The organism is Pseudonocardia sp. (assembly GCF_050250275.1).
Lineage (GTDB): Bacteria > Actinomycetota > Actinomycetes > Mycobacteriales > Pseudonocardiaceae > Pseudonocardia.
In genome coordinates this window covers 40,160-63,615 of the sequence record NZ_JBFWOY010000005.1, presented here as the reverse complement: position 1 = coordinate 63,615, position 23,456 = coordinate 40,160, and the positions used below count along the sequence as shown (strand labels likewise).

At 64.3% G+C, this 23,456-nt stretch carries 16 protein-coding genes and 1 pseudogene; 11 read left to right on the top strand and 6 right to left on the bottom strand.

Annotated features, from left to right (window positions below; genetic code table 11):
- Positions 1 to 66: 66 nt before the first annotated feature.
- Both AB7F12_RS06815 and AB7F12_RS06810 read right to left on the bottom strand, forming a co-directional pair.
- Positions 67 to 597, bottom strand: coding sequence for a hypothetical protein (locus tag AB7F12_RS06815; RefSeq protein WP_428497643.1), 531 nt, complete (start codon positions 595 to 597; stop codon positions 67 to 69).
- Between the two features lie 78 nt (positions 598 to 675).
- A complete protein-coding gene (locus AB7F12_RS06810) occupies positions 676 to 3,522 on the bottom strand; it encodes an NACHT domain-containing protein (protein ID WP_428497642.1) in 2,847 nt (948 codons plus the stop codon).
- A gap of 657 nt (positions 3,523 to 4,179) precedes the next feature.
- On the opposite strand from AB7F12_RS06810, the gene AB7F12_RS06805 reads away from it, so the two are divergent.
- On the top strand, positions 4,180 to 4,950 hold the full coding sequence (locus tag AB7F12_RS06805) for a hypothetical protein (protein ID WP_428497641.1): 771 nt from the start codon (positions 4,180 to 4,182) through the stop codon (positions 4,948 to 4,950).
- Positions 4,951 to 5,034: 84 nt separating this feature from the next.
- Here AB7F12_RS06805 and AB7F12_RS06800 read toward each other — a convergent pair whose 3' ends face one another.
- The 3 genes from AB7F12_RS06800 to AB7F12_RS06790 form a co-directional block, all read right to left on the bottom strand.
- Positions 5,035 to 5,214, bottom strand: a complete 180-nt coding sequence (locus AB7F12_RS06800) for a hypothetical protein (RefSeq protein WP_428497640.1) — start codon at positions 5,212 to 5,214, stop codon at positions 5,035 to 5,037.
- Positions 5,211 to 5,504, bottom strand: coding sequence for a hypothetical protein (locus tag AB7F12_RS06795; RefSeq protein ID WP_428497639.1), 294 nt, complete (start codon positions 5,502 to 5,504; stop codon positions 5,211 to 5,213). The genes AB7F12_RS06800 and AB7F12_RS06795 overlap by 4 nt, the downstream gene beginning before the upstream one ends.
- Before the next feature lie 166 nt (positions 5,505 to 5,670).
- Positions 5,671 to 8,490, bottom strand: coding sequence for a class I SAM-dependent DNA methyltransferase (locus tag AB7F12_RS06790; protein ID WP_428497638.1), 2,820 nt, complete (start codon positions 8,488 to 8,490; stop codon positions 5,671 to 5,673).
- 83 nt (positions 8,491 to 8,573) lie between these two features.
- Here AB7F12_RS06790 and AB7F12_RS06785 point away from each other — a divergent pair, with 83 nt between their 5' ends.
- The 3 genes from AB7F12_RS06785 (at position 8,574) to AB7F12_RS06775 (ending at position 12,687) form a co-directional block, all read left to right on the top strand.
- Positions 8,574 to 10,268 (top strand): hypothetical protein, encoded by a 1,695-nt coding sequence (locus AB7F12_RS06785; protein ID WP_428497637.1) that lies wholly within the window; start codon positions 8,574 to 8,576, stop codon positions 10,266 to 10,268.
- A 403-nt stretch (positions 10,269 to 10,671) separates the two neighbouring features.
- Entirely contained in the window at positions 10,672 to 11,277 is a 606-nt protein-coding gene (locus AB7F12_RS06780; RefSeq protein ID WP_428497636.1) for a DUF4145 domain-containing protein, read from the top strand.
- 750 nt (positions 11,278 to 12,027) lie between these two features.
- The gene (locus AB7F12_RS06775; RefSeq protein WP_428497635.1) at positions 12,028 to 12,687 is read left to right on the top strand and encodes a hypothetical protein; all 660 of its coding nucleotides are present in this window, start codon (positions 12,028 to 12,030) and stop codon (positions 12,685 to 12,687) included.
- 816 nt (positions 12,688 to 13,503) lie between these two features.
- Here AB7F12_RS06775 and AB7F12_RS06770 read toward each other — a convergent pair.
- Positions 13,504 to 13,758, bottom strand: coding sequence for a hypothetical protein (locus tag AB7F12_RS06770; protein WP_428497634.1), 255 nt, complete (start codon positions 13,756 to 13,758; stop codon positions 13,504 to 13,506).
- A gap of 903 nt (positions 13,759 to 14,661) precedes the next feature.
- On the opposite strand from AB7F12_RS06770, the gene AB7F12_RS06765 reads away from it, so the two are divergent.
- The 7 genes and pseudogenes from AB7F12_RS06765 (at position 14,662) to AB7F12_RS06735 (ending at position 23,279) form a co-directional block, all read left to right on the top strand.
- Positions 14,662 to 16,245, top strand: coding sequence for a 4-hydroxyphenylacetate 3-hydroxylase family protein (locus tag AB7F12_RS06765; RefSeq protein WP_428497633.1), 1,584 nt, complete (start codon positions 14,662 to 14,664; stop codon positions 16,243 to 16,245).
- Between the two features lie 76 nt (positions 16,246 to 16,321).
- Positions 16,322 to 17,002, top strand: coding sequence for an NADPH-dependent F420 reductase (locus AB7F12_RS06760; protein WP_428497632.1), 681 nt, complete (start codon positions 16,322 to 16,324; stop codon positions 17,000 to 17,002).
- A 116-nt stretch (positions 17,003 to 17,118) separates the two neighbouring features.
- On the top strand, positions 17,119 to 20,199 hold the full coding sequence (locus AB7F12_RS06755; protein ID WP_428497631.1) for a BTAD domain-containing putative transcriptional regulator: 3,081 nt from the start codon (positions 17,119 to 17,121) through the stop codon (positions 20,197 to 20,199).
- A 74-nt stretch (positions 20,200 to 20,273) separates the two neighbouring features.
- Positions 20,274 to 20,813, top strand: coding sequence for a flavin reductase family protein (locus AB7F12_RS06750; protein ID WP_428497630.1), 540 nt, complete (start codon positions 20,274 to 20,276; stop codon positions 20,811 to 20,813).
- Positions 20,814 to 20,917: 104 nt separating this feature from the next.
- On the top strand, positions 20,918 to 21,772 hold the full coding sequence (locus AB7F12_RS06745) for a dioxygenase (protein ID WP_428497629.1): 855 nt from the start codon (positions 20,918 to 20,920) through the stop codon (positions 21,770 to 21,772).
- Between the two features lie 97 nt (positions 21,773 to 21,869).
- Positions 21,870 to 22,991, top strand: a complete 1,122-nt coding sequence (locus AB7F12_RS06740; RefSeq protein ID WP_428497628.1) for a muconate/chloromuconate family cycloisomerase — start codon at positions 21,870 to 21,872, stop codon at positions 22,989 to 22,991.
- A gap of 73 nt (positions 22,992 to 23,064) precedes the next feature.
- Positions 23,065 to 23,279: pseudogene (locus AB7F12_RS06735) on the top strand (muconolactone Delta-isomerase family protein).
- Positions 23,280 to 23,456: the final 177 nt, after the last annotated feature.

Sequence of the window (23,456 nt, the reverse complement as noted above, 5' to 3'; positions counted from 1 at the left end):
CACATCCCAACGCGACGACGGCCGGACCTGCACTCAGGTCCGGCCGTAGCGCATTCGGTGCCCGTCTCAGCCCGTCGCAACCGGGTGGGGACTCGCGGACAACACCAACAATCGCGCCCGGCACAGCTCCAGCTCCGCGACCGGAATTCGCCTAGCAGCCCCGTCGAAGAACGGGGCCATCAGCCGCGGATCAGTCAACTCGCCGAGCAGCCAGCCCAACGTCACTACGACTCCGTGCATGTAGTGGCGGACGTAGCTGTCCCCGGCCCGCAACTCCCAGGCTCCGGGGGTGAGCCGATCCTCCGGTGCGATTTCGTGCACCGCCCACCACCCCGGCGGCGGATAGGGCTCGCCTTCGGCGAGTGCGTCCGCGACCAGCATCGACGACCAGGCCGCCGCCTTCGACGGCAGTCCCTCGCCCAACGGCCCCGGCGTCCGCTCCCCGGCTGCCGCACCCAGCCACGACAGGCTCACCCACGACCCCAACGCCTGCGGCGCTTGGGTCCGCCGGTACTCCGCCAGCAGGAACAACTCGATGTTCGCGACGGCCCGCAGTGGCGGGCACACCCACTCCGGCACACTGCTCAACCTCGACATGACCCCGAGTGTGCCGCCAAATACCGACGATCTCCGCTCGGTCCGAGATCTGGTCGACAAATCGTTGACGCGGTCGTGTCAACTCTCCTGGGAGTCCGCCACAAGCCGGAGAAGATCGCCGATTGGCTGGCGCAGGACAATGGGCAGAGCATCCTCACGCAGCGATTTCAGCAGCCGCGGCTCGTGTGCCATGATATGCAACAGGGCATCGTCGAGTGTGGGGCCGCTGCCATTGAGAAGCACTTCGGTCACGAGCCCGACGTCGTGGGCGGCAGGTTGGTCAACTCTCGCAAGCCGCCGGATAGCTGCTGCGACGTCCCTTAGGCCTGCCCGTTGAGCATCCGTTGCCCGGGAGGTCGCGATCTCGAGGTCGAAGTCCTCCCAACCGTCGCTCGAAGAGAGACGCGAATTATCCACGGACCTGGTCCGAGCTAAGCCTAGGCCCCTCATGCGAGCAGGCAACCCCAGCTCGCTAACAAGATCAGGAACAAGTCCCTGGAAGTGGTGAGCCGTCTGACGTGAGTTGTCAGACCCACCGAGGGCCGCTCGCAGAGCTTCCGTAATAGTCTCACGCTGCTCATCGCCGACAGCGGCATACCGCATTAGAATCCGCGCATAGAAGGAGAAGTCGTCAGAAATTGGCTCCCACAGTAGTCGGAGTCCGTGAGAGATGATCCGGTTCCGCCACCTCGGCAGAGACCGGGCCATGCCGTCGTCGATGAGTTCGAGTGCAAGTCGTGGGCCGGTGGGCAGTGTCATACCGAGGCGCTGACTCGCGTTGATATCGAACGATTCCAGAACCTCGACGACTGCCTCGTGGTGATGATCTTGAGGATCGGCGAATAGCTGACCCGCTGCGAAGATCCAACTGTTGCGCCAATGCGGGCTTGCGCCCGCGATGTGCAGTCGCTCCTTCACTTGCACGAGTGGGCCGGAAGCCAGCTCTCTCGCGGCCATGAGCTCCTGGAGGGAGCGCACGTCGAAGCCGTAGCCCTCGGTGGTCCGGCGTGGGGTCAGAAGCACGAGCCGCTGCGTGACAGCAGTGAAGATTTGATCACGGAGTCCTGAGTCGCGCCCTGAGGGTTGGAAGCCGTCCCGATCCAGAACTCGCCAGATGACGTCCTGAAGCTCTGACGCAGATAGGGTGGCATAGGAGCGGTCGCCAGACTCACTCCGAACCTGCAGCTCAAAACCGACGTGTTCGTGTAGGCGTAGGATCTGTTGGCCATAGTCCTGAAGCAGACGGCGGAGGCTGGCCTTCTTGTCCCGTTCTCGACGGAATACAGTGTCGTAATATCCCCAAAAGAGGCTGTAGCGATCCGGCGACAAGGTTCCGGTGCCGTCGAGAATAATCGTCATGATGAGCACTTGCAGTGGAGTTCGTAGTAGGTTCCGGAGCGATTCGTCCTGCGCGACCTCGCGTAGCCGCGTCATAACACGTTCGATGCGATCCTGGTCACTGCGAAGGCGTACCCTTGTAGCTTTTTCGCCGTACTGTAGCGCGTCGGCAACGGTTAGGTCGTGTAGGTCGATGCGTTCGAACTGAGTGGGGGAAATGTTCTCTGTGTAGCCAATCGGCCGAGTGGTCAAGATCGCAAGGAGATCGCAGTTTTCGGCCTCAGCCTCATTTACCAGCTCGACGACCCGACGAATGAGACGCTTCCGCGTGTCTGGCTCAGTCACCTCGTCGAGTCCGTCGAATACCAGCAGCCACGGCCACTGGGCCATCCATTGGTGGAGGGCCCACGGGTGCACGGTACCGTCATTCAAGCGCTGCGACACCTTCTGGGAAATCCACCTCAGCAGGGTAGATTCCTGGCTGAGACCGCCATCCTCTGCGTACTCTGCAAGGTCGATTCGAATCGGCCAACGCCGGTTCCTGGGTAGCTCACAACCCATCCGTGACAGGGCCTGCTGGTAGCCGAAGATTGTGATGCGCTGTTCATCGCTCAGCTCTGTTGCGCCTTCGAGCATCGCTGCGCGGAACGCTTGGACCAGAAAGCGGGACACTGTAGTTTTCCCGTTACCAGGGGCGCCGGTAATGATGAGGTGGCGCGGCTTGGGGGCGAGCGAAAACGTTGGCTTGAGCATATGCTCGGCTCGCTCCAAGGCGTATTGCACGACAGTGCTCACGTCGCCTTGGCTATTAACTGACGGAAGGTCAATCGCTACCTCATGGATGGGGTAGCCGGAACCGTCACTGCCGCCCGCCTCGTCGAAATAGACGAAGCCATCGCCGGTCAAGGTCGTGCGTGCGTGCACCCTTAGGGCGGTTTCGAGATCGCCAATAGCGATCGAGCCTGTCATGTCGGACAGTGCGGCAAATACATCTGCAGCGGTAAGCATTCCCGGGAACGCTTTGCGGACTTGGTCGTGAACCTTCAATAAGGTCGTTAGCTGGAACTCGTCCCAGATTCGAAACTTCTGGATTCGACGAAGTCGGTCTCGCTGTGCTAAACGCGCGTTACGGCTCGATTTGTCGATATCACGGCTATCATCGTCGAGCTTGGCTATGTAGTTCCGGATGTTGTTAATGACCCGGTCGTGGCCCCCTGTGTCCGGTGTCGGAGTAAGGGGGACGTTGGTGACTACGACGAGGAAGTCCGGAACTTCCGATCGGTCTGCGGCCTTACTCCAGTCGCTTAGCTCTTTGCGGATTTCGCCCCAAAGCCAACTTGCATTATCATCCGGCCGTGCAGAAATTGCGGATTTGTGTTTGACCTGTATGACTGTGTAGCCGTCCCAGACCTCGCCGTTGAAGCCTGGGACCGACTGCCACGACAGCGGGCCGCGGTGGTACAGGTCGCGACCACCGTCGCGTCCTCGGCCCATAGCCTGCACGCCGGGCCCGAACGCGGCGATTGCGAGCGCGCCAGCCAGGTCTTGAAAGCCGGTCGGGCCCAACTGCTGGAGGTTGTCGGTCACGGCTTGACCATCCGAAGTCGGTCGTTGCTGCAGGTCTGGGCGGTTGGGGCGTTTGAGGGTCGCCACAGGCAGGAGCAGGTGGGCACGCAGCCAGCCGCTCGCACAGGGACGTAGACCATTGAGGCATTCTCCCATCCGCATCAGATTCAGCCCTGCTTAGGGTGTGATTCGCCTTGGTCGGGCGATGTGGCTGCCGCGACGGTCATTACTCTGTGGCCAAGATTAGACAGATCGCATCAGGCGTATGCGGCGAAGGTGACGGCAATGGATGCGCGCTTGAGAAGCTGAATGGATCAGCTAGGTGCCTACGGAGAGGCGTCTGAGGTGAGAGATGATCTAAGAGCGCGCACGCAGATACGCGATTCCAAAGCGGCACCTGAAACAGCCGACTACGCATGCGCTCAAGGCCGCGCAGGCCGAGCAACTGATGGCGGACGCCCTTCGGGCGAGGCCTGCCGGCCCTTGGCTTAGCACGGCCGACCTCCCGGTCAAGGGCGCTGCGCTGCGCTCCACGTCGCTGCGCGACGGGACTTCGTCCCGCCCTTGACCGCGAGCCTCCACGGCCGCGCTGGGACGCCTTACGGCGGCGGGGAACACAGCGCCCCGCCACCCCAAGGGGACGGGCCGACAGGCCCACGAGCCGTCGCGGAGGCCAGCATGAGTGCACTCGACCACACCGCCACTAGCACCGACACGACCAACGGCGTTGACACCGTCGTGTCAACGTCGAGCGGGGCGGCGCCAGTCGGGGCGTTCGGGTCGCCGATGGTCGCGGCGCTGGAGGGGGCGTGGGCGGCGATCCAGGCCCGGCACCCGCAGGTCCCGGCGGCGGTGATCCTGGTTGGGCCGGGCTCGGGTGGCGGAGCAGGGTTGAAACTCGGCCACTTCGCGGCGATGCGCTGGCAACACGTCGCCGCTGCCCGGGAGGGGATCGGGCCGCTGCCGGAGGTGTTCGTGGGTGGAGAGGGCCTGGCCCGCGGCCCGGCGGACGTCCTGGCGACGTTGCTGCATGAGGCCGCGCACGCGCTCGCCCACGTGCGGGAGGTCAAGGACACCTCGCGTCAGGGTCGCTGGCACAACGCGAAGTTCAAGGCGTTGGCCGAGGAGCTGGGGATCGAGGTCATGAAGGACCCGCGGCTGGGCTGGTCCCCGACGTCGATCCCGGACGCCACGAAGGCGGAGTACGCGCAGGTGATCGAGGAGCTGCGGCGGGCGCTGCGCACGCATCGCTCGGTCGAGGTCGGCTCAGGCGCCAAGACGACGAGCAAGACGACGCCCCCGGCAGTGTGCGGGTGCGGACGCAAGGTGCGGGTGAGCCGGTCCGTGCTGGCCGAGGGGGCGATCGCGTGCGGGAACTGCGACACGGAGTTCGTGATCCCCGACCTCGACGAGGACCAAGACGACGACTCGTCAGACGGTGGGGCGTAAACGCCCCTGGGCGCCGCTGCTGCGGCACCAAGTCGCTGCTCGGCGGTTCTGCGGTTGTCTCGTCTGCCGTGAGGCCCGCCGGGCTCAGCTTCCGGCGATGAGTAGACGAGTCCCGGCCGGGGCGGGTTGGTCGAGTTCGCACACCACGTCACCGTCGAGCAGGAGCTGGCCGCGCTCGATGTAGGCGCCGAGCCGGGGTTCGGGAATGCCGGCGGCGACGGCGCGGTCGCGGACAGTCGGAATGCCGGGCTGGTCGTCGCTCACGGCTGGTCCAACGATCTGGGGGCGCGTCCGTCGGCGCGGTCGCCCGGAAGCGGTTCGAGCAGGTATTGGCAGGCTCTCAGGGCGTCGCTGAGCAGGACGCGGGGCATCTCGTCGACGTCGAGTGCGACGGTGTCAAAGACCGCGGCCATTGCGAATGCGGCGTAGCCCCAGCGCGGGGCGCCGTCGTGCTTGTCGGCGGCCCCGAGACGGCGCAGCTCCCAGGCGCCGGCGTTGATCCGGTCGACGACCGCGGCCCGTTGTTCGTGGTGCTTGCGCTCGTGTTCTCGCACCACCCGATCGTCACCCGGAACCCGTGATCGAACAAGCGTTCGATCGTGTGGTGAGGTTCTCGACCCGCTGCTGCACGAGGTGTTCGCTGAGGAAGTAGCGGTGTCGCGCGTGATGCGCCGCCCAGCTCACGGCCGGTCTGGCTGCGGGCACCGTGGAGAGGGCTGGCTAGCTCGTGACCTCGCCGACCTCTTGAGGCACGACGGGACCCGGGCCCCGCGCGTTGACCGGATCTTCGGCAAGGTCGAGGTTCAACGCGTAGAGCTGCGTCAGCAGGTCTTCCTCGGCGTTGAACCCATATGCGTCCGTCACTTCCGCGTCCAACGCCTGGTGAAGCGTCCGCAGAGTGCTCCTGCCCGGTTGTCGGAGGACGTCGTACTGCTTGGCAAGGCCGACGCCGGCGGCCAGGTACTCGTTCCGCAAGTCGAGGATGCTTTGGACGGTCTTCTCGATCCTGGCAACCTGCCCTGGCTTCGGAGACTGCGGCCACGGGTAGGAGTCGAAGACCGTCGTGGAGGTGTAGCGCGGGTCAGCCTTCATCCCAGAGCAGCGAGCCTCGAACCATTTCCGGTGAAGTTGAGAGTGTACGACGCCGAATGAATAGTTGTCTGCTAGCGCTAGGGCAATCAGGGCATCACTTGCGTGAACTTCTGGCCCGACGAAGGCGAAGACTGAAGGACGTTCGAAGCTGCTGACCCGCGAGGTAACAATGTAGCGTGGCAACTCGGCAAGTCGGTCGAGCATATCCTCTCGTCGATACGCGAGTTGCCACCAGCTGTCGAGGAAGTTCGAGTGATGTCGAGCGAGCTTCGCTTTGGGGTTGGCTGCCCTCAACTCTGCATTGCGCTGGGCTTCCTTCTCGGCCCCCGCGAGGCGCTTGGGGAGAACACCCTCCTTAAGTCTCTTCACGAGGAAGGGAGCGGCGGTTTCGGCGGCCAACGCGTCGTTGTGCGGAAGGTCGATGATGTAGCGGTCGACGGCACTTCCTCGGAGCAGCGCGTCACCGGTCAAGTAGGGGTGGAGAAACTTCGCTGACTCTGGCGACTTCTTAATGATGGATTGGTACTCGTCCGGCGAGACTGTAAAGCCTCTGGTTAGTCCGGGAGTCTGTCCCTGAAAGCAGACTTTCGGCGTCTGGTTGACAGACAGTGCGACTGCCTTTCGAACGTCGATCCCGGGCTTCAGGCTCGGCGGAATCTCGTCTAGCTCCAGCCGAAGGTCGGTGCCATTAAGCCAAAGCACTTTCTTGTTCTCTTTATTGGCAGAACCCTTGATCCAGTTCACGATGGACACGTGTACCACCGCGTCGCCGGACCACGGCTGGCTCGACACGGCTTCGGTGATGGTGCCGCCATTGTCCACCACGTAATCGAGCGATGCGATGCGTGACGATGTTTCGCGAATACTCTTCGTCCCGACAAAACCAGCTCGACCGCCGTCTTTGAGGTGATCGTGGGCCAGCGGAAACCAGTAGGTAACGAAGTCGGCGACCCCGCCGATGTTCGGGTACTTGGTCCGCAGGCGGTCGTTATAGACGACGCCGAGTTCCTCGACCATCTTCCTCCGGCCAAGGAAGGGTGGGTTTCCGATGATCGCGTCGGCCTTCGGCCACGGAGAGAACAGCGCGTCAGCGGCGACGATCGTGCCGTCGAGATTATCGAGCGGCAGGACGTCCTGGTCATCGTCAAGTTCGTCAGCTGACAGTTTCTTCGCCAGCATCATGGTGACCTTGGCGACTTCGACGGCGAAGGGGTTCACGTCGATTCCGTAGAAATGGTCCGGCGCTATGTATGCCAGGCGACGCTGAGCCTTCCTTTCGCCCGACCTACGGCGATCGTCGATCATTTGCTGAGCCTCGGATTCAAGGCGTCGCATTTCGCGGTACGCGACGTAAAGGAAGTTGCCGGAGCCGCATGCTGGGTCTAGCACGCGAAAGCTATACATCTCGCCGAGAAGTCTTTCGATCTCCTCGATGTTGCCGGCGGCTCGTAGGCGCTCACGCCACGGCGCCACAATTGTCGGAATAACGACACGAGCGATGTCTGCCTGGCTGGTGTAGTGCGCGCCTTGGGCATGCCGCTCGCCAGCGTCCATAGACTGTTCGAACAGAGTGCCAAAGATCTCCGGCCGGACCGCTGACCAATCAGTCACTGCGGCTTCGCGCAGTGAGTTGAGCTCCAGTTCTGTCAGGTCAAATGGTGCGACCTTTTCAAATAGTCCGCCGTTGAAGTACGGCGTACCCTTGTATCGTCCACCTGATGTGATACTCGGGCTATTCATCTCGCGGAACAGGCCGAATACGAGATCGTACGCCTCGCTACCAGTCTTGGAGTCGGCCAGGACCTGAGTGAAGAAGTGGCTCGGCAGCAAGCCAATGTCTTCGGCGAACATTGCCATGACACTCTGCAACACGAAGCGCTGCGCGTCGTCGCGGTTGACCCCGCGCTCGTGTAGCCCGCGGAAGACCTTCGCGACCTTAGCCGCGGCGTCACGTGTGACAGCCACGAGATCATTGCCGAAGACTGGAGGTGGAGCCTCGGGCAGTAGGAAGCTCAATGCCTCCCATCGTTGTGGCAGGTCGTCGATCTTGAGCCGGTCCATAGGCTCGTCGAGTTGCCTATCGAAGTCGTAAATCCAGAACTCGTCGAAGTTGCAGAGCACGACATACTGCGGCCGGTCCGGCACTGCTTGGACCCAGTAGTCAAACGCCTGTCGGTATGCCTTCGTAAGGTCGACGCCTGCCTTCTTCATCTCGACGAGGCAGCGGGGCTTCCACATCAAGTCTGCAAATGCAGTGCCCTTGGCATTGTTCTTCTTCAGGCGTTCCTCGAGTGTCGCTCCTGCTTCGCGCACGCCGGCATGGCCAAATGCTCGGAAGAGGTGCTCATTGAAGATTTGAGCCTCACCCTTTTCGTCGCCTTTAAGGTGCTCGTGCCGGTAGCGCACGAAATCAGCCAGGCGCTCGCGGAGCTCTCGACCCTCGGTCACAGCTCCCAGAGTAGGGCACGCTTGGCGCCATCGTGGCGTGGGCGCTCTAACCGGTTTAAATTGAGGTGGGTACTCTTCTGAACGTGAGCATCCCCTATGTTCCCGGTTATCACAGCCAGAGCTTGAAGGCAAGTCTCTATGACCTCTGGCCGCGTCCAGCGGGGGATTTGCCGCGTGAACTCTGGCCGGCCGCCGAACTGCAGGAGGTAACAAAGACTCCTGAAGGCTGGCTCACGGTGTCGTCGCACAGCTTCTCGAACGACTTCCATGGCGGCGTCAATGCTGTCTTAGTCGAGCCGGGCAAGATTCACGAGGCCCTGGCGGATTCGGCTTGGGTTGGCCGTGACCTGGGCGACGTAATGATAAGCGGAGACGATCAATTCGCTGATGGCTTGATTGCGGTCAATGAGAATTCTCGGCCGCAGTTCTTTGTTCAATGCAGGTACCCGCAAGGCGCACGGTCTCGCTCGTTCGACGTCGATCTCTCATTCCTATGGTACTGGGATGCGTTTCAGGTCGACTCAGGCTGGTCATATGTGAATGCGGCGGGCCGAGATCAAGAACTGATTCGATTCTCGGAGATCGGCGAACGAGGTTGGAGAATTGAGGTCCGCGCTCTGGAGCTCCGCACCTATCTCGCGCAGCGCCGGCTCGATCTGATCTTGCAAGTAGACGTGGTTTACAAACGGTCTCTCGACAATTTCGAGCGGATCGACGACGCATTCGTGAATGATTGGTGCAACTTCAGTTTCTTCGCCACGCATGAGGGCTATATGGGGGATCGCCCCGCCTTCTCTGGGCTTATGGGGCAGTATGTTGTTAGGGGTCAGAGGACAATAAAACTTCCGCGCTGGGCCGAGTACGACCTACCCGTGCAGCATTTGAACTTCGTGTATGGCGTTGACGCGACGACCGGGGCAGAGCTTACGCATACGAGCGACCCCGATCAGCTTGGGACATACTTTGATAAGGATGCCTCGCGACTCCACTATTTGACCCCCGTGTACTTCAAACGGGAGGTGCTTCTACCCTACTCGGCCGAGCCCTCACGATACAGCCTTTCTGCTCATCGACTGTCATGCCTTGGGCTGTGGGGCGTTGAAATCTCTGTCAACAGTGCTGGATTAGTTGAGGTCTACCTCGGAGATATCGGCGCGAAAATTCCGTCGAATGAGTGGGGTCATTGGCGTGCGTACAACGTGCCGCCTGAGGGGATCATGGACGAGGGTCGATACCGGCGAGATTTCCTCAATCAATGGGCTGAATCCTCCGATCCCGTCCAGAAGCTACAGTCTGCTTTGCGTGATGTCGTTGCTACTTCTGAGGCCGCCTATGGAGGACCTCTTTGGAAGCCTTTGGCGGGACCTCTTCGGGCTGAGTTTGCATCGCTGATCGGCCCCCTGAACGAAGATCGTGCCGCGCTGAATGGGCCGATCCTGACCCTCACGAAGGTGATGGTCGATTCGCTCGACGGGCGCTTCCTCAAGACTCTGGTGACGGGGGTCGAGAAGGGCGAGCAGTCTCTGCGGACATTGACGCGTCTAACCGACAGTCTCGGTGACGAAGAAGATGTGGTGGCGATCTTCAAAAATTTGCAGTCTTTTCGGTCACGGGGCGGCGTCGCACATCTTGAGAACTCGACAAGCGCTGCTACGGAACTTGCGCTGGGTATCAGTGGTCTATCGGCGATTAGAGCCTTTGCGGTTGTCGTCTCCGCAATATACAAGGCTCTTGTGCGAATCGACCAATTGATAAAGAATCGGATCACACCTGCGTGAGCCGGTAGTCTGTTGCAACGTAAGCCAAGATGAGGATGCGCGTCCGTGGGCGACGACCTGACGGCCGAGGCGACCCTCGTGGACCAGTCAGGGACCGGGCTGGGGCGCCGGACCGAATGGTGCGGGCCGGCCCCTCGTCGGTCAGGGCGCCCCCGGTGTCGCTGCTTGGGTGTGCACCGGCGCTCCGGCGCATCGTCGCGCCTGCCTGACCGACGGACCCGGGAGGCACAATGAGGACATGACAAGCGCTCGCGCGGGACTCCGACTGGAGGACTGAAGGCTTCCTCGGAAGCCGGAGGACGTGCCTCCAGACTCCACTTCGCCCTACGGACCCTGTCTAAGGTGCAGTCGATCGAGCAAGTTCACGGTTCTTGGGATTGTCCCAGTTACGTATGACGACAAGGTGTTCTTCGACGGGCCGAACGGCCGAACCCCCGACCACTTCCAGCAGGTCAGCATCCTCACCTGCGGTGGCTGCCACAACAACGTGATCGTTGTCGAGGACAAGTACACCGGCGGACAACTCAGCCGAGATCGGCCGGGCGGTGGCCTGATCGAGTGGCGGGGCATCCACTGGTGGCCTTCGCCTGGTATGAACGCCAGCGACCCCGACGTCGCTGCCGCTGTGGCGGATGCCATTGCCGAGGGCACCCGATGCCTAGCGGTTCAGGCGCCGCGTGCGGCCGTGGTTATGTACCGAGGCGCTCTCGCTGAGATCGTCCAAGACAAGGGATCGGCGTCCGCAAAGGGTGCAAATAGCCTTTGTGCACAACTTAAACGGATGGCGGACGAAGGTGATCTCGATAAGACGATTTTCGAGTGGGCCTCCGAAGTGCGTGTAGTCGGGAATGCCGGAGCTCACCCCTCGACGATGGACGCTGTGAGCCAGGACGAAGCTGCCGAGCTTCTTCGACTGATTCGGTCCATTACTGAGTACCTGTATGTGAATCCGGCACGCGTAAGGCGAGCACGCTCGGCACGCGGGGCGAGCGGGCCCGGCATGTCATAGGAGTTCTCTGCGTCGGGTTGTGTCAGCGGACTCGGGCGATGCGCCGGAGAGCAACACGCGGGACTTGGATAGTCAGGTCATGTGACGTTGGGCTCTTGGCGCAAGTCACTTGCCGATGCTGTCAGCGCGGGCAGCGGCGTCGTGGGATCAAACGTGGTGCGAACGACGAGTGACCGGAGTGAACGATGGCGCCTGTCGAGTACAGGCCCGGGGCTGTCGGTGCTGGTAGTGGGCCTGGTCAACGTTGTCGAGCTGCCTTATAACCGGTAGATCGTCGTTTGAAGCCGACTCCGGCTCCCGGGGCTGAGTTGTCCTAGCGGGTGTCGGTGCCGTCGGCCGGTGGCAGCGGGACAAGGCTGGGGACGCGATGGCCGCTGACTGTGCTCGGACGCGACCATCTCGGGCGTCGAGGAATGGCCACCGCCGACAGTCGCGGAGCTCGTCATTGCGCGCCCGCGACTGCTGTCGACGGTCGCCGTGCGGGGTTCGGACGGGGCGCTGCCGCCGCGGCACGACAGCTCCTCACGCACCCGGCTGGCGCTGTTAAAACACGCAGAGCGGGACGCGAGCGACAACTCGCCGACAGCCGACGCGCTACTCTGGTCTCCGGCTGAACGCACCGGCCAGCTTCCAGAGTCGCACACCGCCCACGCAGGAGCGACGACGAAGGACAAGGTCCACCGGGATCGTGCGCTTTCGCGGGTCAACCCATGACTGCGGGCGTGGGACGCGGTGTGGACGGAGTCCTCAGTGACACGCAACTCCCGACGGAAGCAGCGCAGCCGGCAGATCCAGCACGAGCAGGGCGTGCCGTACTCGGTCGCCCGACGTCGTGACGACTCCGGCAGCTCAGCCCGTGACTTCTCACGTCCTGACTTCGCCGCGCTGTACGCCGACGATGCGGACATGCCGCCGAGGATCGCCGCAGCGCTCTGGATCGCGGCCGACCTGCTGATCGACGAGCACGGGCTTGACCCCGACGAGCCGGTCGATTGGCTTCCTCCGGTCGCCCATCGCGAGGGGCCCGCGTTGGTCTCTCGAGTGATCGAAGTGATCGAGTGGCTCTCGGGTCGCCTCGGTCAGGGTGAGGTGGTCATGCCGCGGAACATGGCGCAGCAGGTGGCATGGGCTGCGATGATCGACGAGGCCGAGGTGCCGGACAGCGTCGCGAGCGAGAACCCGCAGGAGTTTTCGTGGTACCTCCGGCTTGACGCCGGTGATCTCCAGATCGCCGACATGGTCGATGTCCTGCTTCCTGACCTCGACCATGAGTTTCTCCTCGAGCCGCAGTGGGACGGCATCGAGGATAACGACGAGTTCGCCCGATCCTTTCGGGCGCCCAACCTGCACCCACGGCGGTGGTTCGAGCCCTTCTACGACGAGACGGGGTCGTCGGCCGCGTCGTCGTGACGCTCTGCTGGCTGCCTCGGGTCAGCGGTTGGCCACGGCCGGGGTCCCTCCAGTCCGGCGAGCGAGTGCGTCCAGCTCGCGGCCGTGGGCACGGCATGTGCCGGACGGTCATAACGTCCACATTGGACTCGATGACTGCGGGAATGACTGCGAGTTCTCTGGCTCTGAGTGCAGGCAAGGCAACGGAAGCAGGAGTGAGTTCAGTCTGACCAGCGGATAACATGAGACGGCCTGCGACGCCGCCATCTTTTAATCCGCGGGTTCGGGGTTCGATCCCCCGGGGGCCCACTCCGTCTGACCAGCTGTTACACACAAGCTAGGCCCACTCTGATCGGTCTCGTGGGATCAAACGTGGGACATATGTGCGTTATCGTGGACCCATTGCGGGCGGTACAAGTCAGCGGAAGCGGCAGCCGGGGAGCATCGAGCAGTTGCCGAGCAGCGCATTGCGCGTCACCGTCTACGCGGGAATCGAGCTCGTCACGAAGCGCCCCAACCGGCTCCGGGAGATCGTCCCGCCGGGCCCCAAGTCCTGGGTCCAGGCCGAGAAGGCCTTGCGGCGACCCGCGGGAGATGCCGCGATCACTGCGACCGGAAGCCACATGTCGAGCACCGCACAAATCGAGCCCACGAGTGCGATGAGCGCTGTCGGCTCTATGCGTGCTCGCCGTTGAGCGCCTCGTCGATTCGGCAGACCCACTTCGTACTCAGCGGCGCTCTGAAGCGCGCTGTACGGTGGGGATGGCTGTCCACGAACCGATCGCAGAAGCAGAGCCGCCGGCCGCTTCGCAACCGATGACTCGGCCGCCGATGCGCTCAGGCCGCGGCAATCGCGTCGTTGATCTGCTTCCAGCCGCAGAAGCAGTTCGCGAAGCTCCAGCTGCCTTGGACCGGCGCGATGCTCACGGCGTCGAGGGTCCACATCCCGAAGACGCCAGACCATTTGGGGTCGATCGGCCGGTTGTACGGGTCGGTGAGCCACTCGTTCAGGGTCATGGCGAAGTCCGCGGGGAACTCGCGGCGCGCGATGTTGTAGGCGTCGGTAAGGGAGGTCGCGGGTCGGAAGGTCATGAAGTCGCGGACCGTGGCCTTAGTCGCAGTCGTCCTGGTCGACGGCTTCGAGCCCGGCTGGTCGCAGATCAGGTAAGTGAACCCGAGGCCCATGTCAGCATGTGGGAAGTTCGCGTTCTGTTGGCGCCAGAGGTGCCATCCAAACGAACTCCCGACGCTGCTGCCGACGTGGCTGTCCTTGTGCAGCCGAACCCACATCTTCCTGCCCGCTCCCTAGCGCTCCCCTGGACGTCCTTCTCGGACGTGCCGCCTCACAGTGAGAGGTTCGGGCCGGACGTGACTGCCGTTACAGGACATCTCGGGCGGGCGCCCGCATTGCGTTGGAAATGGGCGGGGACGATCCCTCCGCCTCAACCGTCCACGCCGCGCCAGCCGCGTCACGGGCGGCGGCGCCGTCGCTCGGCGATGCCTGCGGCACCCTTACCCGGCCGACGCGACGAGGAAGGCGGCTTAGAGGAGGGAGCGGGGGAGGTGAACGCACTCGGGCGAGCGGACCGGCCGGGCGGCTGGGAGGCCCGTCGACGGCGGCGCGAGCCGGGAAGCCTCCAGATGATCCAGACCGCGAGCACCGCGGCGAGCGACGGTGACGATGAGGGGGCCTCCAGACGTGCACGCTGACGATGCGCACAATCGCCGTGACCAGGTCCGAGATCGACACAATTCATCTGGTCGTGCCGTGTCCGAGGTCCGCGCGGCCTGGGCGGGGCGCTGTGCGGCCCGCCGAGCCTCCGACCAGATCAGTGCGGACCCGCCGAGGACACCCGGCGACGGGACGCGACCGATCGGGCCCTGATCAGTGCCGACTTTTCGCACTGCTTTACGGGCGACCGGAACCCTCTGCCCATCGCCCGCTGTGAAGCCTGGATCACATCAGGTGGAGGCGGCAGAAGGAGGGATCTGACTGTGACCACCACGAAAGAACCTGCTGTGGCCGCGGGCCCGGAGCGGGCACCCGCAGCCGACGGAGTGACGCCTCCCCCAACAGGTGCCCAGTATCTGGAGAGTCTTCGCGACGGACGCATCTTCTACTTCGATGGCAAGCCGGTCGACGACGTCACGACACATCCTGCGTTCACCACGACGGCGCACTCGGTGGCGCGGATGTACGACGCGCTCCATGACTCGTCCCGTCAGGAGGTCCTGACCTACGTCACCGAACGTGGGACGCGCTCCCACAAGTTCTACAAGATGGCCACGTCCTCGCAGGACCTCTTCGAGTCGCGCGATGCGATCGCCGAGTGGGCGCGGATGAGCTACGGAAGCCTGTCGCGGGGGCCGGACTATAAGGCCGCTCTGGTGGCCGGTCTGGCCGCGGATGCGGACTTCTACGGTGATTTCGCAGGCAACGTCCGCCGATGGTACGAGAAGATCACTGACGACGTCATGTTCGTCAACCTGAGTCTGCTCAACCCGTCTGCGGACCGGACCCGGTCTGTCGCGGAGCAGCGCGACACGTACATGCACGTCGTCAAGGAGCGCGATGACGGCATCGTCGTGCGTGGGGCACGGATGATCTCCACAGGCGCGGCGTTCAGCAACGTCACCTACGTCAGCCAATACCTGCCTGCAAGCGGACTGGGTGTCGACGACAAAGACTTCGCGCTGGGGTTCTTCGTCCCGTTCGACGCGCCCGGAGTCAAGCTGATCGGCCGCTACTCGTACGAGTACATGGCGAAGCGAAACGGAACGCCTTTCGACTACCCTCTGTCTAGCCGTTTCGACGAGTCGGACTACTCGGTGATTCTCGACGACGTGTTGATTCCTTGGGAGAACGTGACAGCCTATCGAAACCCCGACGTCGTCAACGGGCTCTTTCCTCGCGGGTTCGCCCAGCGATTCATCTTCCACGCATGTACCCGGACGGCGGTGAAACTCGACTTCCTGTGCGGCCTCCTGCTCAAGGTCGCCGACATGAACAAGATCTCATCGTTCCGCGGAGTGCAAGCGCAGATCGGTGAGGTTCTCGGCCTCCGGCACAACCTCTGGGCCCTCGCCACGGCGATGGCCGCGGAGCCCAACCCGGCACCCGGAGGTGGACCGTACGTGCATCCGAACGTGAACTACGCGCTGCAGTGGCGGAACATGTATGGCGACACCTTCACGAAGATCCGGACGGTGTTCCACAACCTTATGGCCGGCGGCTTCATTCAAATTCCGTCCTCCGCGGAAGACTTCAAGAACCCTGCCACCCGACACTGGCTGGACAAGTACTGGAATGGCGCCGAAATCCCCGCGGAAGAGCGCGTGAAACTCATCCGGCTGGTGTGGGACGAATTCGCCACCGAGTTCGGTGGCCGATCAGAGGTCCACGAGCGGAACTTCTCGGGCAGCTACGAGGGGAACCGTGTGGAGACCTACCACACCGGTGAGCACATCGGCACGAACAACTACTTCCGCTCGATGGTCGACGAATGCATGAGCGAGTATGACCTCAATGGGTGGACGAGTCCGGACTGGCCTGAATGGAAGCGCGTCGGGACACCCTGACGCGCCCGCATCACGGTAGATGGGAATCATAGCCCGGCGGCGAGCCGGGTCGAAACGACGAAAGAAGGATAGAGACGTGACAATCGGGATTGTTGGCACCGGAAACATGGGAAAGGCGATCGCAGGCCTGTTCGCCGATGGCGGGCATGACGTCTACATCGCTGGCTCCGACCCTAAGAAGTCCGACGCCGCGGCTCAGGAACTGGCGTCGCGAGGACCGGGCAAGGTCAGTGCCGTGCCCACGGCGGAGGCCGCGGCGCGGGGGACGGACGTCCTGGTGCTGGCGACCTGGTTCGCGGTATCGACCCGGCTCGCCGTCGACCTGAGCGACGTGCTGCGGGGAAAGACCGTCATCGACATCTCGAACCCCTTCACCCCGAACTTCGACGGGCTGATCACCGAGTACGGCAACAGCGCGGGTTTGGAACTGCAGCGACGACTGGACGGTTCTGCCGTCGTGAAGGCGTTCAACACCAACTTCGCGCCGACGCTGAAGACCAGGGCCTTCAGCGGGAGCGATGTCGACGTGTTCCTTGCATCGGACCACGAGAGAGCGAAGGCCGACGTCGCCAAGCTGATCGGTGCCTCGGGCCTGCGGCCCATCGACGCGGGGGCGCTCGCCAACTCGGCGACCCTGGAGCGGCTCACCCTGTTGCTCGTCGAGCTCCAGGGCAGGTATGGCCTCGATTTCCAGGCCGGCGTGAAGTTCCTGCCCGGGCAGTCGTTGTCGTTCCCGGCGGCGGTGGCGACCTCGTAATCTGAAGTGCCACTGCGCCTCGGAGGAGCCGGTCCCGGCGCCGGACACCCCGGCGCCGGGCCTGCGAGCAGGGCAACCCGCGACGAACTTGTCCCCAGTGATCAGGAGCTGCGTGCATGCGCAGCGGATGCGCGGAGGTGACCATGGCGTCGCGACCGGTTCCGATGACGGAGCCAGATCGGAACCGTCTCTCCCTGATCCGTGGCAAGGTGACGCCACCGAGCCTGCAGGAGTCCGTCGTCCCGCGCCCTCGGATCGCCGCGCTCCTGCGGGAACTGATCGACAAGAACTCGGTCGTCTGCGTCTACGCCACCGCTGGCGCGGGCAAGACCACAGCCGTACTCCAGGCACTCGACGACTCGCCCAACTCGGTCGCCTGGCTGTCGGTCGATGAGACCGATGCCGCTCCCGGCCGCCTGCTGACCTACCTGCAGGCGGCTCTCGCGCAGGCGGGGCACGACACGCCCGAGGCGACGTCCGCGCTACGTGCCGGGGTTCCACACCCAGAGGTCGCCGGCATCCTCGCCGACACGATCGCGAGCCTGCCGGTCACACTCGTGCTCGACAACGCGGAACGGACCGCCTCCTCGCCGGAGGCCCTGGAACTCGTCAGCAGGCTCGGACGCTACCTACGAGGTCGAGCCAGACTCGTCGTGGTGAGTAGGCAGGAACTCGACTTCCGCTCGATGCCCTCCGCCATGATCGTCGGGTTGGACGAGCGGGATCTCGCCTTTACCGCCGAAGAAGCCGAGTCGGCACTCGCCTGGCTCGGCCGCAGCGACGTGGACATCCCGGCCGTCGTGCACGCGACGGGTGGGTGGGTCGCGGGCGTGCTGTTCGAAGCCTGGCGTTCTCGAGATCACTCGACCGGGCTGAACGGTGAGGCCGATCCGCTGCACGGCTACCTCGCCGTGCACATCCTCGATCAGCTCTGCCCGGAGCAGCGCGACTTCCTTATCCGCACATCGGTGCTGGACGAGGTGACCGGCCCCGCAGCCGCCGCTCTCGGTGTGTCGTCGGCGGCCCGGCACCTCCACGCGTTGCGGTCGGCCCACATCCCGGCCATGTGGGTACCTGGCAGCGAGGACACTTTGCGCTGTCACCCCCGCTTCCGTGAGTATCTGCTCACCCTGCTCGCGCGTCGCGATACATCGGAAGTCACCGAGATTTATCGACGGCACGCGATCATGCTCGGCGTGGCTCACCGGTACGAGGAGGCGACGGAGGAGCTGCTGAAGGCGGATCTGCTGCCCGAGGCGCTTGCCCAGGCGGAGAAGGCGATCGAGTCCGTCGTCGACAGGGGCGACTTCGCGATAGTGCGCGGCTGGCTGAGTCGATTCGGCTCGTTGCCGACCGAGAGGAACGTGGCACTCGCCGGCGCCGAGCTCATGATGGCCCTCGCGACCGAGGATTACGGGGGTGGCCTGGCGGTCGCCGACCGGCTCCGCGACCATGGGCTGCGCGACGCTCTCGCGCGGTCGTCCAGCAAGTACGCGAGCGCGATGGCCTGGTGCTACTTCCATGCCGGCCGGATCAACGAGATCCGTGCGGTCCTCGACGTCGCACGACCCGGGCTCGAGATCGATGCCATGCGGTACTGCATGACCCTTCTCGACGACGGCGGGGGCGCCCCCGACCTCGCCGGTGGCTGTGTCCCGCTGAGCGGCGGGCCGCTCGATGCCCTTATCATGCGCACGCATTACTACCGCGGGCGACTCGCGCTGATGCTGGATGAGCCCGTATCGCGCTGGGCCGCTATCGCCGCGCGATCCTGGCAACTCGGCGCGCGGCTCGCGATGGGGCAGATCGAGCAGGCGGCCACGCTCTACGAGCAGGCACTCGACGCTGGGACGGTCGGGGTGTGGTCCGACGCGTTGTTCAGCGTTCAGCTGTTGCGGGCGCAGGGCCGCCACGCGGATGCCTGGCGGGCGCTGCTGAACGGCCGAGAACGCATCCGGGCGAGCGGCTCGTCGCTACTCGAGGCGTTCAGCTACCTGATCCAGGCCGAACTAGAACTTCTCCTCAACCAGGACCCGGCCGCAGCGCAGGCAGTGCTCGGCCAACTCCGGACACACCCTGTCGGGGGCTCGTACGGGTTCATCGTCGAGCAGGCGGAGACCTGGCTCGGGCTGAGCTACCTCATGCAGGCCGACGCGGCCCAGGCCGCACGGCATCTGGAACGCGCAGTGCGGAGCATGCGAACGGCCGAGCGGGTCCTGATGCTCCCGGCCGCGGCCGTATACCTGGCAGAGGCGTCGTGGCGGCTCGGCGACGAGAACGTTGCCGACCGTGCCATGAACGTCGCGCTCGAGGCCGCCGACCGTCAAGGATCACGTCAGAGTCTGCTGCAAGCGATCGAACTCTTCCCCTCGACACTGTCCCGGCGGCTCGACGCGGAAAGTTCGTGCGAGTCCGACTGGCACTGGCTGGGGCGCGCCCTCATCGCGCGCGACGTCGAACTGGACCACCACGTGGGGGCCTCGATCGAGATCGCGGACTTCGGCGAGATCGAGATCCGCGTGGACGGCCGCCTCGTCCGGCCGCAGATCAAGAAGAGTGTCGAGCTGCTCGTCTTCCTCGCCGGCCAACCCGACCACAGCGCCACGCGCGATCAACTCCTCGACGCACTGTTCGAGGGCCGACGGTCGGAGTCCACCTCGTCGTACCTTCGACAGGCCGTGCGCTGGTTGCGGGAGGTCCTGCCGGACGAGGACGGTGTGGAAGGTGTAGGCCGAAAGATCCGGATCAACTCAGACCTTCGCCTGGTGACGGGGTCCGAGCGTTTCAAGAGGACGGTGGCGGAAGCGTCAAGTCTGCGAGGCACGGCGCAGTATCGGGTCCTGCTCAGCGCACTCGACATCGCGGCCCGCGGCCCGTTCGCCGCGGGGGTGAAGAGCAGGTGGGCGGAGGAACGACGGCGCGACCTCGACTCGGTCCTCGTGGATGTTCGTTGTTCCGTCGCAGAACTCGCCTTCGCCGAGGGCGACCGTCACGCCGCCGCAGCTCATCTGGGTCTGGTCCTGCGCCTCGACCCCTATCGAGAGTCCATGTGGCGCCTGGCGATGCGCCTTGCGGACGCCAATGGCGACGCCGACGGTGTCCTGGCCGCCTACCGGTCCTGCGAGCTGGCACTGCAGGACCTCGGTACCGGGCCCGACACGGCGACAACGAAGCTCTTCAGGGGTCTGCGCCGCTAGCGCATTTCGGCGTTCTTCACGTCGGCGGTGGAGTCTCTGAGGACCAGCTCGCGGCCGCCTCGGAAGGAGACCAGATGGACGGATCAGATTTCCGGCAGGCGATCAGCCAGTTCGCGAGTGGCGTGACCGTGGTGACCGCGCGGGCAGGCGGGCGGAGCTTCGGGATGACGTTGAGCGCGATGACGTCGCTGAGTGTCGAGCCACCGACCCTACTCATCTGCGTGAACCGAAGAGTGCCGACGGAGCAGGCCATCACCGCGAGCTGCGTGTTCGCCGTCAACGTCCTGGCTGACTACCAGGAACGGCTCGCGAGAAAGTTCGCGAAGCCTGCTGACGACAAGTTCGACGGTGTCGATGTCGAGTTCACCCGGCACGGCGTACCGCTGCTCCGCGGTGCGCTCGCGCACTTCGAATGCACTGTCCGCGAGCGGATGTCCGGCGGGAGCCACTCGATCTTCATCGGGCACGTGGATGCAGCTCGGGTCTACGACCGCCGGCCACTCGTCTATCACGGGGCGGGTTTCGGCGACTTCAACGGCCGGGTCCGGAGCGCGATCCCGATCCCCGACTACGTGCCGCCGCCCAACGGCGTCGGCGCGTTCTTCTCCTCCTAGCCATCTCGGCGGCGCCCGCCCCTTGATCCGACCCGCCGAAAGGCGAGGAACTCACGGCCAGCTACGTCAGCGAGGAAAGCCACCCCGAAGCCATAAGGAGTCCGATGACCACCATGAAACAGTCCCCCACCGCGGCCGAAGCGGGTTCGTCCGCCACTGCGTCGTTCCGTGCGGGCAATGCCACGGGGTTCGGCGAGGCGCAGACGTCCACCGAGCGGGTCGATACCGTGGTTCGCGCCGTCCTCGATGCCGTGCACGGCGTGATTCGAGCCCACCAGGTTACGTATCCGGAGTTCCAGGCCGCGAAGCGATGGCTGATGGACCTGGGCGAGGGCCGTGAGTGGCCCCTGTTCCTTGACGTGTTCGTCGAGCACGCCGTCGAGGAGGTCGCCGCGCGATCGCAGCAGGGCACCCCCGGCACCATCCTCGGGCCGTACTACCTTCCCGGCCAGACACGACTGCCGGCAGTCGCCGCCCTCCCCGCTCGCCCTGATGAGCCCGGTTCGACCTGGGTGCTCAGTGGCCAGGTCCGTGACATCGACGGGAATCCGGTCGGGGGTGCCGAGCTCGACGTCTGGCAGAACAGCGCCGACGGCTTCTACTCGGGATTCGCCCCGCATCTGCCCGAAGGCAACCTGCGCGGCGTCGTCGTCACCGAGGGCGACGGTAGGTTCGAGATCACCACGATCCTGCCGGTGCCCTACCAGGTGCCGACCGACGGACCGACGGGAGAGCTCATTGCGGCCGCGGGCTGGCATCCGTGGCGGCCGGCACACCTTCATCTCCTGGTGCGCGCCCCCGGGCATCGCACCATCACCACGCAGCTGTACTTCAGCGGCGGTCGCTACGTCGACGATGACGTGGCGCACGCAACCAAAGCCGAGCTGATCCTCAACCCCGAGACGCTGCCGGACGGCACCCACCGCTCCGACTACGACTTCGTTCTCGAGCGGGACTGATCCTTATCCGTCAGCAGGCCAGACCAAACACTGCCACGGCGTCCTCTCGGCAGAGCCGGAAGCAGGTTCCACCACTCCGATCCTCGGAAGGAACAGCATGAGCGACCTGCGGATCGATCGAGTTGAGACCGTCCTGCTCGACATTCCGCTACGCCGCCCACACCGCTTCGCCAGGACCTCGATGACCGCACAACCCGTGCTGTATGTCTTCATCCACATCGCGGGAGGCGTCACCGGGGTCGGCGAAGGCGTAGTTCCCGGCGGCCCGTGGTGGGGCGGGGAATCGGTGGAGACGATGCAGCTCGTTGTGGAGCAGTATGTCGCGCCAGTCCTCCTCGGGCGCCAGGTCGACGACATCGGGAGTATCCAACGCGACATCAACGACGTTCTTGCGGCGAACCTGTACGCGAAGGCTGCCGTGGAGGTGGCCTTGCACGACGCGTGGGCGCGCTGCCTCAACGTCCCCGTACACGCGTTGCTGGGCGGGATCAGTCGTCACGCGATCCCGGTCACCTGGGCCTTGGGCACCGAGCCGGCCCCGGTTGTCGTCGAGGAGGCACTTGGGAAAATCGACACCGGACAGCACCGCAGTTTCAAGTTGAAGATGGGCGCCCAGGCACCCGCGGACGATGTAGCGCGTGTGTGCGAGATCGCCGAGAAACTCGCCGGCGTCGCCGGTGTCCGCGTCGATCTGAACTCCCGCTGGGACCTGCTCACGTCGCTCACGTACCTGCCGAAACTCGTGGACGCCGGTGTCGAGCTGATCGAGCAGCCGGTCCCCGCCGGCGAGGTCGCGGCGCTGACCGAGATCAACGCGGCACTGCCGATTCCCGTGATGGCCGACGAAAGCCTGCGTACTCCCGGCGACGCGCTGCGGCTCGCCCGAACGCGCGCTGCGGACGTCTACTCGCTCAAGACCACCAAGTCAGGCGGATTCCGCGCCGCACGCGCGATTGCAGACGTCGCTGCCGCCGCCGGCATCCCGTGTCACGGCGGCACCTCGATCGAGAGTCCGATAGGCACCGTGGCCTCGCTGCATCTGGCCTGCGCACACCCAGGGGTGACCTGGGGCAGTGAGCTGTTCGGGCCCTTGCTCATGGCGGAGGAGATGCTCGTCGAACCGCTGCGCTATGTGGACGGTTCGCTGCACCTCCCCGTCGGGCCCGGACTCGGTGTCGAGCTGAACGCTGACAAGGTCCGCGCCTTCACCAGGAGCTAGCGGCGCTGTTCCACGTCAGGATGCATGTCGCGATCCCGCACGAGATCGATCCCGCTGAGCGCGCCGGCTCGTCATTGCTGAAAGGGAGCGTGCACTCGCACTTCAGGAAGCCGGTACCTGGCTGCATCTCTGGCGAATTTGTGGAAGATATCAGAATATCAGTGTATTCGACGTCCAGCCCAGCGACGAACTCCACGAATCCTGTGGACGCTGCCGCTGTTCCACTTCATGACGATTGAAGTCCCACCGCTGGCCGTGCACCCCTCTCGCCGACAGAGCACATCGTGAGCATCGTCGTTGCGATGTCATTCTGAACAGTGACTGCGCCGTGGGGCCAGCGACCGGCGCGCCGGGTGATCCGAATCCGAAAGTTCTCGGCCTGGCTGTTCGAGTTGGGAGTGTCGACCCGTGACGGTGGCTTCTGCACAGAATGCCGTTGGTGAGGCCCGACGAGTGATTGATCGA

Bases quoted from the DNA above. Each gene is read 5' to 3' on its own strand.
- AB7F12_RS06815 (WP_428497643.1), bottom strand. From the start codon at position 597: ATGTCGAGGTTGAGCAGTGTGCCGGAGTGGGTGTGCCCGCCACTGCGG.
- AB7F12_RS06805 (WP_428497641.1), top strand. From the start codon at position 4,180: ATGAGTGCACTCGACCACACCGCCACTAGCACCGACACGACCAACGGC.
- AB7F12_RS06745 (WP_428497629.1), top strand. From the start codon at position 20,918: ATGACCACCATGAAACAGTCCCCCACCGCGGCCGAAGCGGGTTCGTCC.
- AB7F12_RS06740 (WP_428497628.1), top strand. From the start codon at position 21,870: ATGAGCGACCTGCGGATCGATCGAGTTGAGACCGTCCTGCTCGACATT.
- AB7F12_RS06770 (WP_428497634.1), bottom strand. From the start codon at position 13,758: ATGACCTTCCGACCCGCGACCTCCCTTACCGACGCCTACAACATCGCG.
- AB7F12_RS06750 (WP_428497630.1), top strand. From the start codon at position 20,274: ATGGACGGATCAGATTTCCGGCAGGCGATCAGCCAGTTCGCGAGTGGC.
- AB7F12_RS06755 (WP_428497631.1), top strand. From the start codon at position 17,119: ATGCGCAGCGGATGCGCGGAGGTGACCATGGCGTCGCGACCGGTTCCG.